The organism is Streptomyces sp. URMC 127, from assembly GCF_051386535.1.
Taxonomy (GTDB): domain Bacteria; phylum Actinomycetota; class Actinomycetes; order Streptomycetales; family Streptomycetaceae; genus Streptomyces.
This window is the reverse complement of sequence record NZ_JBPQTW010000030.1, coordinates 1-13,551: the sequence shown is the minus strand read 5'-3', so window position 1 is coordinate 13,551 and position 13,551 is coordinate 1. Positions and strand designations below refer to the sequence as shown.

10 protein-coding genes are annotated in these 13,551 nt (G+C 72.6%); 6 read left to right on the top strand and 4 right to left on the bottom strand.

Annotated elements, in window-relative coordinates; genetic code table 11:
• Positions 1-60: 60 nt before the first annotated feature.
• From ACSNOH_RS10090 to ACSNOH_RS10075, 4 genes are all read right to left on the bottom strand, one after another.
• The gene (locus tag ACSNOH_RS10090) at positions 61-2,793 is read right to left on the bottom strand and encodes a hypothetical protein (RefSeq protein WP_436720908.1); all 2,733 of its coding nucleotides are present in this window, start codon (positions 2,791-2,793) and stop codon (positions 61-63) included.
• A 231-nt stretch (positions 2,794-3,024) separates the two neighbouring features.
• On the bottom strand, positions 3,025-3,405 hold the full coding sequence (locus tag ACSNOH_RS10085) for a DUF6113 family protein (RefSeq protein ID WP_436720941.1): 381 nt from the start codon (positions 3,403-3,405) through the stop codon (positions 3,025-3,027).
• 5 nt (positions 3,406-3,410) lie between these two features.
• Positions 3,411-4,304 carry an N-acetyl-1-D-myo-inositol-2-amino-2-deoxy-alpha-D-glucopyranoside deacetylase gene (mshB, locus tag ACSNOH_RS10080; RefSeq protein ID WP_436720907.1) on the bottom strand — a complete coding sequence of 298 codons (894 nt, stop codon included), beginning with the start codon at positions 4,302-4,304 and terminating at the stop codon, positions 3,411-3,413.
• A 64-nt stretch (positions 4,305-4,368) separates the two neighbouring features.
• Positions 4,369-4,563 carry a hypothetical protein gene (locus tag ACSNOH_RS10075; protein ID WP_436720906.1) on the bottom strand — a complete coding sequence of 65 codons (195 nt, stop codon included), beginning with the start codon at positions 4,561-4,563 and terminating at the stop codon, positions 4,369-4,371.
• A gap of 189 nt (positions 4,564-4,752) precedes the next feature.
• Between ACSNOH_RS10075 and ACSNOH_RS10070 the strand changes: the two genes are divergently transcribed.
• From ACSNOH_RS10070 to ACSNOH_RS10045, 6 genes are all read left to right on the top strand, one after another.
• Positions 4,753-6,897 carry a prolyl oligopeptidase family serine peptidase gene (locus tag ACSNOH_RS10070; RefSeq protein WP_436720905.1) on the top strand — a complete coding sequence of 715 codons (2,145 nt, stop codon included), beginning with the start codon at positions 4,753-4,755 and terminating at the stop codon, positions 6,895-6,897.
• A 278-nt stretch (positions 6,898-7,175) separates the two neighbouring features.
• A complete protein-coding gene (locus tag ACSNOH_RS10065; RefSeq protein WP_436720904.1) occupies positions 7,176-8,153 on the top strand; it encodes an ABC transporter permease in 978 nt (325 codons plus the stop codon).
• Positions 8,154-8,204: 51 nt separating this feature from the next.
• Positions 8,205-10,025 (top strand): ABC transporter substrate-binding protein, encoded by a 1,821-nt coding sequence (locus ACSNOH_RS10060; RefSeq protein WP_436720903.1) that lies wholly within the window; start codon positions 8,205-8,207, stop codon positions 10,023-10,025.
• A 6-nt stretch (positions 10,026-10,031) separates the two neighbouring features.
• Positions 10,032-11,009, top strand: coding sequence for an ABC transporter permease (locus ACSNOH_RS10055; protein ID WP_436720902.1), 978 nt, complete (start codon positions 10,032-10,034; stop codon positions 11,007-11,009).
• 9 nt (positions 11,010-11,018) lie between these two features.
• Positions 11,019-12,035, top strand: coding sequence for an ABC transporter ATP-binding protein (locus ACSNOH_RS10050; RefSeq protein ID WP_436720901.1), 1,017 nt, complete (start codon positions 11,019-11,021; stop codon positions 12,033-12,035).
• Between the two features lie 15 nt (positions 12,036-12,050).
• Positions 12,051-13,088 (top strand): ABC transporter ATP-binding protein, encoded by a 1,038-nt coding sequence (locus ACSNOH_RS10045; protein ID WP_436720900.1) that lies wholly within the window; start codon positions 12,051-12,053, stop codon positions 13,086-13,088.
• The last annotated feature ends 463 nt before the right edge of the window (positions 13,089-13,551 follow it).

Genomic DNA, 13,551 nt, shown 5'->3' with positions numbered 1-13,551 from the left:
GAGCCCCCGTGCCGGCGGGCACGGGGGCTCTCTTCGTACGCGGACGGCCGCCGCGGGCGATCAGCTCAGCGGGATGGTCCCGACGCGCTCGGCGGGCGTCTTGCCCACGAGCGCCTTGCGCAGGGCGCCGACGACGTCCTGCGGGGTGACCTCGGTCTTGGTGCCGTTGCCGCGCTGGATGAGGACGCCCTTGAACGCCGTGCCGTACAGCTCCTTGATCGCTTCGAGGTCGTAGTTCTCGACGAGCTTGCCGCCGACCTCCTTGACGCCCAGGATCTTCGGCAGCGAGCGCTCCGGACCGAACTGGATCTTGTGGAGCGGGTCGGTCTGCACGGTGACGAGACCGGACATCGCGGGCTGCGCGAACTCCTTCATCATCCGGTCGACCTCGGCGTTGGTCACCTTCGGCTGCTGGCTCGTGCTCGGCAGCTCGACCGGGGTCTCCTGGCCGGTGGCGGCACGGTCCTTGTACGCCTTGGCGACGGCCGCGACGCCCTTGTCGCCGTCGATGCCCTGGTACGGCTTGCCGTAGACCGCCACGGCCTTGCCCGGCTCGAACTTGATCGTGCCGTCCTTCGCGCCGCCCGCCTCGCCCGCCAGCGTCCTGAGCGCGTTCGCGATCTTCTCCTCGTCGGCGACGATCACGGGCTCGGCCGTACGGGTGCCGCCGATGAGCGAGGGGATGACGGTCAGCGGGTTGTAGTCCCGGCCGGCCACCGCGCGCACCGTGGCCTGGGTGTCGATGGACAGGCCCGCCACGGACGGCTTGAGCTCCGCCTCCTTGCCGCCGACGGAGACCTTGAGCGGCTTGGTCGCCCGGTCGCCGAGCGCGGAGTCGAGCTTCTGGACGGCCTGCTCCTTGGAGGAGCCGCCGATGTTGACGCCGAGGACGGTGGTGCCGTTCGGCACGTCCGCGTGGTCGAGCACCAGCCCGGCCACGTACGCGGCACCGACCAGGCCGACCACCGCGCCGCCCAGCAGCACGAGCTTGGAGCGGCCCTTCTTCTTGGGCTGCGCCTTCGCGGGTGCGCTCTTCGGCGCGCCCTTGGCGGCACCCTTGGCCGGAGCGCCCTTGGCCGGAGGCGGGGGCACCGCACCGGGCGAGGGCACCTTGGGCTTGGGCACGGCGACGCGCGGCGCGCCGCTGTCCACGGACTTCCCGGCCTGCGCGGCGGCGCCCGGCCCGGGCGGCGGCACGGCGGGCACGCCGCCGCTGACGAGCGTCTCGCCCCCGGTCCGGCCGCCGGCCGCGGGGGCCTTGGCGCCGGCCCCGGCCTTCTTGCTGCCGCCCTTCGCGCCCTTGGCTCCCTTGCCGCCCTTGGGCTGCTGCGGAGCCTTGCCGGGCGCCGCAGCAGGGGCGGCGGCCGCGGCCGCCTGCGCGCCGGCGCCCGGCGCGGGCACGCGGGGCACGCCCTCGTGCGGCGTGTCCGTACGGCCGAAGCCTGCGCCGCCGGGCGCGAACGGGTCCGGCTGTCCCATGGCGGGTGCGGGGAACTGCTGCGTGCTCTCCGGCTCGGTCCACTGCGCGCCGCCGCCGGCGGGCGCACCCGGAGCCGGGGGCTGCATGATGCCCATCGAGCCCGTGCTCATCGGGTCGCCGGGCCAGGGGGCGCCGCCGCCCGGGGCGGGCGGCTGCGGCATCGAACCGGTCGTCTGCGGGTCGCCCGGCCACGGCGTGGAGGCCGTGGTGGAGGGGCTGCCCGGCCAGTCGTCCACGGGCGCGCCCGGAGCCGGCGCGCCCGGAGCCGGGGCGGCTGCAGAGGCCGGCGAGCCGCCCGGCCAGTCGTCGTCCGCACCGCGGCGCTGTGCCATGCCGCCGCCGGCACCGCTGCCGGAGACCCCACTGCCGGGAACGCTGCCGGGGACGCCGTTGTCAGGCATGCCGCCGGGCACACCGGCGCCCGGAATGTCGTTCATACCCGCGTTCATACCCGCGTCCCACGGGGTCGCACCCGTGGTCGAGGCGCCGCCGGGCCAGTCGTCCTGTGCACCGCGGCGCTGCGCGGGGCCGCCCGCCTGAGGAGCGGCGGAGTGCGTGGTGTCGCGCTGCCAGCCGTTGCCCGGGTGGCCCTGCTGCGGGGCGGGGCCGGAGCCGGTCGCCTGGGTGTCACCCGGCCACGGCGCACCGCCCATGGCCTGCCCCGCGGAGGGGGCCGGGGCGGCGTCGCGCGGGCCGGAGTGCTGCGGCGCTCCCGCGCCCGCGGCAGCGGCGCCCGCCTGACGGCGCGGCAGTTCGGCCTTGCGCACGCCGGCCGGAGGAGGCGTGCCGCCGGACTTGCGGGGCGCGAACCAGTCGCTGGCCTTCTCGCCCTTGCCGCCGCCCTGGTCCGCGGAGCCGGTGCGGTCCTGCTGCTTGCGGCCGGGAGGCGTCGCCGGGGCGGGCCGGCGCGGCAGTTGGGCCTTGCGCTCGCCCGCCGCCGCGCCGCCGGCAGCCGCACCGCCGCGGGCCGGAGCCTGCTTGGCGGAAGCGGAAGCGGAAGGGGCGGCAGAAGAGGCGGATGCCGAAGGGGCGGCCGGAGCGGAGCCGGGCGCCTGCCCGGTGCCGGGCGCGCTCGCGGAGGCGCCCTCGCCGTCGACGGGCGTGCGCATGATGACCGGCGGGATGGGCCGCGAGCCCGGGATGTTGATGCGGATCCGCGTCGTCAGCGTGGTCTCGGTCTTGGGCTCTTCGGGCCTGGAGGCCCCGGCCGTGCGGCCCTGGTCCTCACTGCCGTACGGAGGGGTCCCGGACGGGTAGGCGGCGCCACCGCGGCCCTGGGGCCCGGAGGACGAACTGTCAGATTCACGGCTCAAAGCAGGTTCTCCCGGTTAGCTCCGCCGCCCGTCATGACCTCGCTCGGGCGGCTCGGCGGCGCGCACCACCATACTGGGCACCGCGCACACGCACTTGACGACCGCCGGTTCACGACGGCGGCCGGGAGCGCGCTGCGTGCCCGCGCGCCGCCGGCCCGTCACGGGACAAGTCCGGCAGATGCCGGATGACCAGGTGGCGAACCGGACGACACTCAGGCGGAAATCGTCACGTCACTTGCCAAGTCGGACCGAAGGTCCGTCCGGTTGCGGCAGTTTCGGGACAGTGGCGCACATCACAGCGAGGGCCATCCCGCCCAGCAGGAAGACCCACGAGCTGATTCCGGCGCCGAAGAAGAAGTCGCCCTCGGGGCGGCTGGAGGTCATCAGCATGACCGCCACGACCCAGCCGCCCGCGGCCACCGCCCCGCCGGTGCGGGTGCCGGTGGCCGTCACCGCGCCGTAGCTGAGGCCGGCGACGGCGAGCAGGGCGAGCGACAGCCCGCCGGGGAACCAGCCGCCCTGGGTGAGCGATCCGGCGAAGCCGGTGGCGGCGCCGAGGAGGAAGAGGCCGAGGTACGCGCCGACGCGCCCGGCGGTCACGGGGGTGGTCATGCCGCTCACGCCGTCACCCCGGCGAACAGGTCGTCCTCGCGCGGGCCGGCGGCTTCGCCCCGGACCAGCTTGTAGTACTCGTCGGCGAGGATCGGCTGCCCCAGGTCGTTGGAGAGCGCGAAGAACGGGCCGTCCACGGCGATCTGCGTGGCGTGGGCACGCATCGCCGCGGCCTTGGCCTGTGCGTGGCCCGCGGTCGGGATGGCGGCGGTGACCTCCTCGTCGGGGACGACGCCGGGGACGTCGGCCGGGGAGGCGATGCCCGGGAAGGGGAGCTCGCGGCCCGCGGCGCGCAGCCGCGCGAAGCCCTCCTCGACGACGGACAGGGGCACGCAGTTCCAGTAGACCTTGGCGATCTCGTGGGGGTCGCCGAGGTCGCGGCGGAAGGCGGGCTCGCCGGCGAGCTCGGCGGCGCGCATGGCGACGCGGTGCGCCTGAATGTGGTCGGGGTGGCCGTAGCCGCCGTTCGGGTCGTAGGTGACGAGCACCTGCGGGCGCACCTCGCGAATCACCTCAACGAGGGACGCGGCGGCCTCGTCCACGTCGGCGCGCCAGAAGCAGCCGGGGTGGTCGTTCTGCGGGGCGCCCATCATTCCGGAGTCGCGGTAGCGGCCGGCGCCGCCCAGGAGGCGGTGGTCGGTGACGCCGAGCTCCTTCATGGCGGCGGCGAGCTCCCCGGCCCGGTAGGGGCCCAGCCGGTCGTCGCGGTCGGCGGCGAGGTGGGCCAGCTCTGCGGGGATCACCTCGCCCTCTTCGCCGAGCGTGCAGGTCACGAGGGTGACGTGGGCCCCTTCGGCCGCGTACTTGGCCATGGTCGCGCCGTTGTTGATGGATTCGTCGTCCGGGTGCGCGTGCACCAGGAGGAGCCGGCGACCCGGCAGGAAGGAGCTGTCGGTCATGGGACCAGCCTACGAGTCCTGCGGGCCCGGCGGAGCCCCGCCCGCGGACCCGGGGCGCACACCCTCAGAACTTGATGCCGCTGATCACATCGGTGGCGCTCTTGGTGACCTGGTGGATCGTCGGCCCGAGTGACGAGCTCGCCAGATAGAAGCCCAGCAGGACGCAGACCGCGGCGTGGCCGGCCTTCAGCCCGGACTTCCGGCACAGCATGAAGACGACGATCGCCAGCAGCACCACCGCCGAAATCGAGAGTGCCACGGCGGTTCACCTCCAGATACGCGCGGTTGAGACGCATGAGACGGATGACGTTCGGACGGATGACTCGCGAGACTTATCGGCTATGCGTCCGTGATCATAACTTTCCGGAGCGTGACCCAGCACTGGGTGCATGGGGGCAATTCCGGGGCGCACGGCGGATTCTCGCCGCTCCGCCGTAGGCTCGGCGCCATGACCAGACAAGTCTCGTTCCCGCGACAGTACGCCCGTACGCAACGGTTCTCGCTCGGCGCGCCGCGCGCGTTCACGGTGTCACCTGACGGAACCCGTGTCGTCTTCCTCCGCTCCCGTTCCGGGACCGATCGCACGGGTGTCCTGTGGGTCCTCGACCCCGCGTCCGGACGGGAGTTCCCGGCGGCGGACCCGGCCGTCCTGCTGGCCGGCGCCGCCGAGGAGCTGTCGGCCGAGGAGCGGGCGCGCCGCGAGCGGCTGCGCGAGGGCTCCGCGGGGGTCGTCGCCTACGCCGTGGACAGCGCGGCGGAGTTGGCGGCGTTCGCGCTCTCCGGGCGGCTCTTCGTGACGGAGCTGCGCGGCGGCACCGCCCGTGAACTGGACGTTCCCGGCCCCGTGGTCGACCCGCGGCCCTCCCCCGACGGCCGCCGGGTGGCCTATGTCGCGGGCGGCGCGCTGCGGGTGGCGGACGTGGAGCCGGCGGGCGGAGCGGCGGCGGGGGAGACCGCCGACCGGGCCCTGGCCGAGCCCGACGGCCCCTCGGTGACCTGGGGCCTCGCGGACTTCATCGCGGCCGAGGAGATGCACCGCCACCGCGGCTTCTGGTGGGCCCCGGACGGGGAGTCGCTGCTGGTCGCGCGGGTGGACGAGGCGCCGGTGCGGCGCTGGTGGATCGCCGACCCGGCCAATCCGGAGCGGCAGCCCGCCGAGGTGGCCTACCCCGCGGCGGGCACCCCGAACGCCGAGGTGACGCTGGCCGTGCTGGGCCTGGACGGGAGCCGCACGGACGTGCGGTGGGACCGCGAGCGCTACCCGTACCTCGCGCAGGCGCACTGGTCGGCGGGCGGTCCCCCGCTGCTGCTGGTGCAGTCCCGCGACCAGCGGCGGCAGGCGTATCTGTCCGTGGACCCGGGGACCGGCGCCACGAGCGTGCTCCATGAAGAGGACGACGCAAAGTGGCTTGAATTGTTCCCCGGTGTTCCCGCCTGGACTCCGGACGGGCGCCTGGTGCGCATCGCCGACGAGGACGGCGCCCGCGTGCTGGTGGTGGGCGACCGGACGCTCACCGACGGCCGCCTGCACGTGCGCGCCGTGCTCGACGTGGGCGACGACGACGTGCTGGTCTCCGCCTCCGCGGGGCCGGACGCGACCGCTCCGGAAACCGGAGAAGCGCACGTCTACCGGGTGGGCGAGCAGGGCGCCGAGCGCGTCTCGCAGGAGCGCGGCTGGCACTCGGCCGTGCGCTCGGGGGCGGTCTCGGTGCTCGTCTCGGCGGTACCGGAGCGCGCCGGGGCCACCGCCCGGGTCCTGCGCGACGGCGCGGAGGCGGCGGTGGTGCACTCGTATGCCGAGGCGCCGGTGCTCACCTCGCGCGCACGGCTCACGGAGGCGGGCGCGCGCCGGATCCCGTGCGCCGTTCTGCTGCCGACGGGCTACCAGGAAAGTGACGGTCCGCTTCCGGTGCTCATGGACCCCTACGGCGGCCCGCACGGCCCGCGCGTGGTGGCCGGGCACAACGCCCACCTGACCTCGCAGTGGTTCGCCGACCAAGGCTTCGCCGTGGTGGTCGCCGACGGCCGGGGCACCCCGCACCGCTCCCCCGCCTGGGAGAAGGCGATCCACCACGACTTCGCGGGCGCCACCCTGGACGACCAGGTCGAAGCCCTGCAGGCGCTGGCCGGGGAGTTCCCGCTGGACCTGGGCCGGGTCGGCATCCGCGGCTGGTCCTACGGCGGCTACCTCGCGGCGCTGGCCGTGCTGCGCCGCCCCGACGTCTTCCACGCGGGCGTGGCGGGCGCGCCGGTGACCGACTGGCGGCTGTACGACACGCACTACACCGAGCGCTACCTCGGCCACCCGGAAGACCACCCGAAGGTGTACGACCGCAACTCGCTGGTCACCGCGGAGGGGCTGGCGGAGGCGGCGGACCAGGTCCGTCCGCTGATGATCGTGCACGGTCTGGCCGACGACAACGTGGTCGCGGCGCACACCCTGCGGCTGTCCTCGGCGCTCCTCGCGGCGGGCCGGCCGCACGAGGTGCTGCCGCTGTCGGGCGTGACGCACATGACCCCGCAGGAGCAGGTCGCCGAGAACCTCCTGCTGCTGCAGGTCGACTTCCTGAAGCGGTCCCTCGGCATGAAGTAGCCCGTGCTCCGGCCCGGTGACCGGAGCACCGGGCCGGAGCACCCGGCGGCCCCTCAGGCTTCCCGCCAGGGGCCGCACGCGGCGTGCCCGGCTTCCTGTCAAGCACGCCGCGTCGTCGATCCGCTCATCGTTCGCTCAAGAAGTGCGCTCCGCCCGGCCGCTGTCGCGCAGCCCTCTTGACCCGACCCTGAATCCGTTGTCAAAGTCCGCTCAACCCTCCGCGCGGGAACGGCATCCGCGAGGGATCGACACGACGACAGTGCGGGGGATCGAACGCGATGACGAGTCCTTCCCCGGCCCCGGTGGCACCACCGGGGCCGGCCGGCAGATCACCCGGACAGCTGATGCGGCGGCGTTTCAAACGCGACCGTCCGGGTGTCGTATCGGCCTACGTGGTGACGTTCTTCTTCCTCGTCGCGCTGGCCGCGCCGCTCATCTCGAAGCTCTACGGCAGGAATCCGACGCAGACCTACGGGCTGGACGAGCCGGGTCTGCTCAACGAGTACGGCTATCCGGTCAAGCCCAACGGGGGGATTTCCGGGGACTTCTGGTTCGGTCTCGAACCCACCCTCGGCCGGGACGTCCTGACGCAGCTCGTCTACGGAATCCGTACCTCGCTGCTCATCGCCGCGGCGGCGACCGTCCTGTGCGTCGTGACGGGCGTGCTCATCGGAGTGACGGCCGGATATCTGGGCGGCCGGACCGATTATCTGCTCGGCCGCTTCATCGATCTGCTGCTGGCATTTCCCAGCCAGTTGTCGTTCATCGCCTTCACGCCGGTCGTCTACTCCCTCTTCGTGAGCCCGGAGAAGGAGACCCCCACCTACCTGCGGGTCCTGACGCTGATCCTGGTGCTGTGGGTGCTGGGCTGGATGGGGCTGGCGCGGCTGCTGCGGGGGCAGGTGCTGAGCCTGCGGGAGCGGGAGTTCGTCGAGGCCGCGAAGGTCACCGGCGCCTCCCCCTGGCGGATCATCACCAAGGAGCTGCTGCCCAACCTCTGGACGCCGATCCTCGTGCAGTCCACCCTGATGCTCCCGAGCTTCGTGACCATCGAGGCGGGGCTGTCCTTCATCGGCGTCGGCATCGTGGAGCCCACGCCGGACTGGGGCCGGATGTTCGCCAACGGCGCCCACTACTACGAGAGCGACATCACCTACATCTTCTTCCCCGGCCTCGCCATGATCGTTTTCGTGGTCGCCTTCAACCTGCTCGGGGACTCGGTCCGGGACGCCTTCGACCCGCGGACCGGACGCTGAGGACGTGCACGCAAGAACCCGCTAGCGACGGACAGGCAGGTGCATCGATCCATGAAGCCCACGACGCGACTCCCCAGGAGCAGGGGCCGCAGGAGCAGAGGCCGCCTCGCCTCCCTCACCGCCCTCGCGGCCGGCGCCCTGGTGCTCTCCGCGTGCAGCAGCGGGGGCGGCGGAGGAGGCGGGGACAAGAGCGCGGGCCCCGGCGCCGACAAGAACACCTCCGCCAACTACTCGATCGGCACGAAGGAGGACTCGGCCGGGCCGGCCCCCGAGGTGCCGGGCGCGAAGAAGGGCGGCACGGTCGGCGTCCTGCAGCGCGACGCCTTCGTCCACCTGGACCCCGGGCAGATCTACTACAGCGACATGCTCGCCAACCAGCTGCTCTACAACCGCACGCTCACCTCGTACAAGGTGGACGACAAGGGCCGCGTGAAGGTCGTCGGCGACCTCGCGACCGACGCGGGCACCGCCTCCGACGGCGGGAAGACCTGGAAGTTCACCCTCAAGGACGGCCTGAAGTTCGAGGACGGCTCGCCGATCACCTCCAAGGACGTGCGCTGGGGCATCGAGCGGCTCTACGCGTCCTTCGAGACCGACGGCCCGCTGTACATCCCCCAGTGGCTCTCCGGCGACGGCACCGACTTCCGCAAGGCGCTGCCCGACGGCCCGTACAAGGGCGCGCACCTGCCGTCGTCCGTGCTGGACACCCCGGACGACAAGACGATCATCTTCCACTTCCGGCTGCCGCACGCCGACACGCCCTTCGCGACCGCCATGCCCAACATCGGCCCCGTGAAGGCGGAGAAGGACGGACAGCGCAAGTACGACAACGCCCCCTTCGCCTCCGGCCCCTACAAGGTCGGCGACTACAAGGTCGGAAAATCCCTCACTCTCGTCCGCAACGACAACTGGGACCCGAAGACCGACCCCATCCGGCACCAGTACGCCGACCGGTTCGAGATCAGCTTCGGCCACCAGTACGCGGACTCCACCCGGCGCTTCCTCGCCGACCAGGGCTCCGACAAGAACACCCTGTCGTTCTCGAACGCCGTCGCCCCGGAGATGACGGAGAAGGTCCTCGGCCAGGCCGACACCAAGGCCCGCCGCTTCGTGGAGATCCAGCCGTACGTGGACTACATCAGCTTCAACATGGACCGCCTCAAGGACGTCAGCGTCCGCAAGGCCCTCGCCTATGCGATGCCCAACGGGCAGATCCTCCAGCAGATGGGCGGCGCCACCGCCGGCGTCCTCGCCACCAACTACCTCTCCCCCGCCATGGACGGCTACAAGCCGACCGACCCGTTCGGGAAGAAGGCCAAGCCGGCCGGCGACCCGGACAAGGCCCGCGAACTGCTCAAGCAGGCCGGCAAGGAGGGCCAGGAGATCGTCTACGCCTACCCCAACACCGACCTCCAGCAGAAGGTCTCCGTGGTCGTCACCCAGGCCCTGGAGCGGGCCGGCTTCAAGGTGCAGAAGAAGGAGATCGACGCCAACACCTGGCGGACCGCGATCGCCGAGGTCAAGAACAAGTTCGACATCTACCGCACCTCGTGGGGCGCGGACTGGCCCGTCCCCTCGACCGTCGTGCCGCCACTGTTCGACGGCCGGCAGATCGCCGACGGCTCGCAGAACTACGGCCACCTCAACAACCCGGCCGTCAACGCCGAGATCGACCGCATCAGCGTCCTCCCGGACGTGAAGAAGGCCGCCCCCGAGTGGCAGAAGCTCGCCGACAAGATCTTCACCGAGGACGTGCCGGGCGTGCCGACCTTCTACAACACCCTCTTCTCGATGTGGGGCTCGAACCTGGGCGGCGTCCGCTACCAGCCGGTCTACGGGACGGTCGACCCGACCGGCGTCTACGTGAAGTAGCCGGCCGTGCTGCGCTTCCTCGCCCGCCGCTCGCTCGGCGCCCTCGTCATCATCGTGCTCATCAGCGCGATCACCTTCGCCCTCTTCTTCGCGCTGCCCTCGCAGCCGGCCCTGATGTCCTGCGGCAAGAACTGCACCCCGGACGCGCTCGCCCTGATCAACAAGAACCTCGGCCTGGACGAGCCCGTGCCCGTGCAGTACTGGCACTACATGGCGGGCATCTTCACCGGCCGCGACTTCACCGTCGGCCACTGCCCCGCCCCCTGCTTCGGCTACTCCTTCTCCAACCAGCAGCCGGTGTGGGGCACCATCGTGGACCGCTTCCCGACGACGCTGTCCATCACGCTCGGCGGCGCCGCGGTCTTCCTCGTCACCGGCGTGGGCATCGGCATGATCGCCGCGGCCTTCCGGGGCACCTGGGTCGACAAGGCCGTCAGCTCCCTGTCCCTCGTCGGCAACTCCCTGCAGATCTACTTCGTCGGCGTCATCGCCCTCGCCGTGCTCGTCAGCGGCCTGCACTGGATGGACAACCCCGCCTACCACCCGATCACCGAGGACCCCGTGAAGTGGTTCACCGGGATGCTCATCCCCTGGCTGGTGCTGTCCATCATCTTCATCGCCAACTACAGCCGGATGACGCGCTCGCAGATGATCGAGCAGCTCGGCGAGGACCACGTGCGCACCGCCCGCGCCAAGGGGCTCGGGCGGCGCGCGGTCTTCTTCCGCTACGCGTGGCGGGGCGCGCTCGCGCCCATCGTCACGATCTTCGGCATCGACCTCGGGTCGCTCTTCGGCGGGGCGATCATCACCGAGTTCACCTTCAGCCTGCACGGGCTGGGGCGGCTCGCGGTGTCCTCGGTGAGCGAGACCGACCTGCCGACGCTGATGGCCGTGATGCTCGTCGGCTGCACGGCGATCGTCGTCGCCAACATCGTGGTGGACGCCGCGTACGCCTTCATCGACCCGCGCGTACGGCTGGCCTAGGGGGCCCGCGTGACCGCATTTCTCTCCGTACGGGACCTCAGCGTCCGCTTCTCCACCGAGGACGGCACCGTGCACGCCGTCGACGGCCTGTCGTTCGCCCTGGAGCGCGGGCGCACGCTCGGCATCGTCGGCGAGTCCGGCTCCGGGAAGTCCGTCACCAACCTCGCCGTGCTCGGGCTGCACGACCCGCGCACCACCGAGGTCCGCGGCGAGATCCTGCTGGACGGGCAGGAGCTGACCGGCGCGCCCGAGTCCGTCCTGGAGAAGCTGCGCGGGAACAAGGCGGCGATGGTCTTCCAGGACTCCCTCACCGCCCTCTCGCCCTACTACACGGTCGGCCGGCAGATCGCCGAGCCGTACCGCAAGCACACCGGGGCGTCCCGGCGGGAGGCCCGGCGGCGGGCCGTCGAGATGCTGCGGCGGGTCGGCATCCCGCAGCCGGAGCTGCGCGTCGACGACTACCCGCACCAGTTCTCCGGCGGGATGCGGCAGCGGGCGATGATCGCGATGGCGCTGGTCTGCGATCCCGAACTCCTCATCGCCGACGAGCCGACCACGGCGCTCGACGTCACCGTGCAGGCGCAGATCCTCGATCTCCTCAAGGAGCTCCAGCAGGAGACGGGGGCGGCGATCATCCTCATCACGCACGATCTGGGCGTCGTCGCCGGCACCGTCGACGACCTGCTCGTGATGTACGCGGGCCGGGCCGTCGAGCAGGGGCCCGTACGGGAGGTGCTGCGGGCGCCCCGGCACCCGTACACCTGGGGGCTGCTGGGCTCCATGCCGCGGCTGTCCGCCTCCGTCGACGAGCCGCTCACGCCCATCCCGGGCACCCCTCCGAGCCTGCTCGCTCCGCCGCCCGGGTGCCCCTTCCATCCGCGGTGCGGGTACGTCTCCGACGTGGGCGGGGACCGGTGCCGCACCGAGCGGCCCGGGCTGCCGCCGGGGCGGGGGGCCGCCTGCCACCTCCCGGAGGAGCGGCAGCGCAGCGTGTTCGAGAACCAGATCATGCCCCGGCTCGGCTGAGGAGAGGCGCGCGCCATGGACGAGAACAGCCCCCGGGGCGGCGAGCCGCTGCTCGTCGCCGAGAACCTCACCAAGCACTTCCCGGTGCGCGGGGGGTTCCCGGTCCGGCGGACCGTGGGCGCCGTGCGGGCCGTCGACGGCATCGACCTGACCGTACGGGCCGGGGAGAGCTTCGGCCTGGTCGGCGAGTCGGGCTGCGGCAAGTCCACGACGGGCCGGCTGCTCACCCGGCTGCTGGAGCCGTCCGCCGGACGGGTCCTCTACCGGGGCCGGGACATCACCCACGCGAGCCGCAAGCAGCTCGCGCCCGTGCGCTCCGAAATCCAGATGATCTTCCAGGATCCGTACTCGTCGCTGAACCCCCGGCAGACGGTGGGGAAGATCATCTCTGGTCCGATGGAGATCAACGGCATCGCCCCGCGGGGCGGGCGCGAGGCGCGCGTGCGGGAGCTCCTGGAGACCGTGGGCCTGAACCCCGAGCACTACAACCGCTTCCCGCACGAGTTCTCCGGCGGGCAGCGGCAGCGGATCGGGGTCGCGCGGGCCCTCGCCCTCGAACCGAAGGTCGTCGTCGCCGACGAGCCGGTCTCCGCGCTGGACGTCTCCATCCAGGCCCAGGTCGTCAACCTGCTGCAGCGGCTGCAGCGGGAGCTGGGGATCGCGTTCCTCTTCATCGCCCACGATCTGGCGGTGGTGCGGCACGTCTCGCACCGGGTCGCGGTGATGTACCTCGGGAAGATCGTGGAGGTCGGCACGCGGGAGGACATCTACGGGCGGCCGCGCCACCCGTACACCCACGCCCTGCTGTCGGCGGTGCCGGAACCGGTGCTCGGGGGCGGCGCGGCGGCGCCGCGGGAACGGATCCGGCTGGCCGGGGACGTGCCGTCCCCGATCGCGCCGCCGTCGGGGTGCCGGTTCCGCACGCGGTGCTGGAAGGCGCGGGAGAAGTGTGCGACCGAGTCGCCCGCGCTCGTCCGTGCGGACGACTCGGCGGAGGGCCACCTGTCAGCCTGCCACTACCCGGAACCGCCAACGACAACGCCCCGCCCCTGAGGGGGCGCGGGACGCGGGGCGCCCCACCCGCCGCAACGGCGACCAACCACAACGACGCAGCCCGGCGGTGCCGAACCGGCATTGTCGCCGGGCGACACCCGAAGGCCTTGCCCCAGGCAAGAAAACCCCGCCGCAACGGCGATCAACCACATCGACGCAACCCGGCGGTGCCCGACCGGCCCAGGTCGCACGGCACCGCCGGACACCCCGGCGGGGGCCGAGCGCCGTCGCGGCGGAGGATTGTCGCCAGGCGACGACAACACCGCGAGCAGCCAGCCCCTTGCCGCAGGCAAGACAACCCCGCCGCAACGGCGACCAACCACAACGGCACAGCCCGGCGGTGCCCGACCGGCCCAGGTCGCACGGCACCGCCGAACACCCCGGCAGGGGCCGAGCGCCGTCGCGGCGGAGGATTGTCGCCAGGCGACGACAACACCGCGAGCAGCCAGCCCCTTGCCGCAGG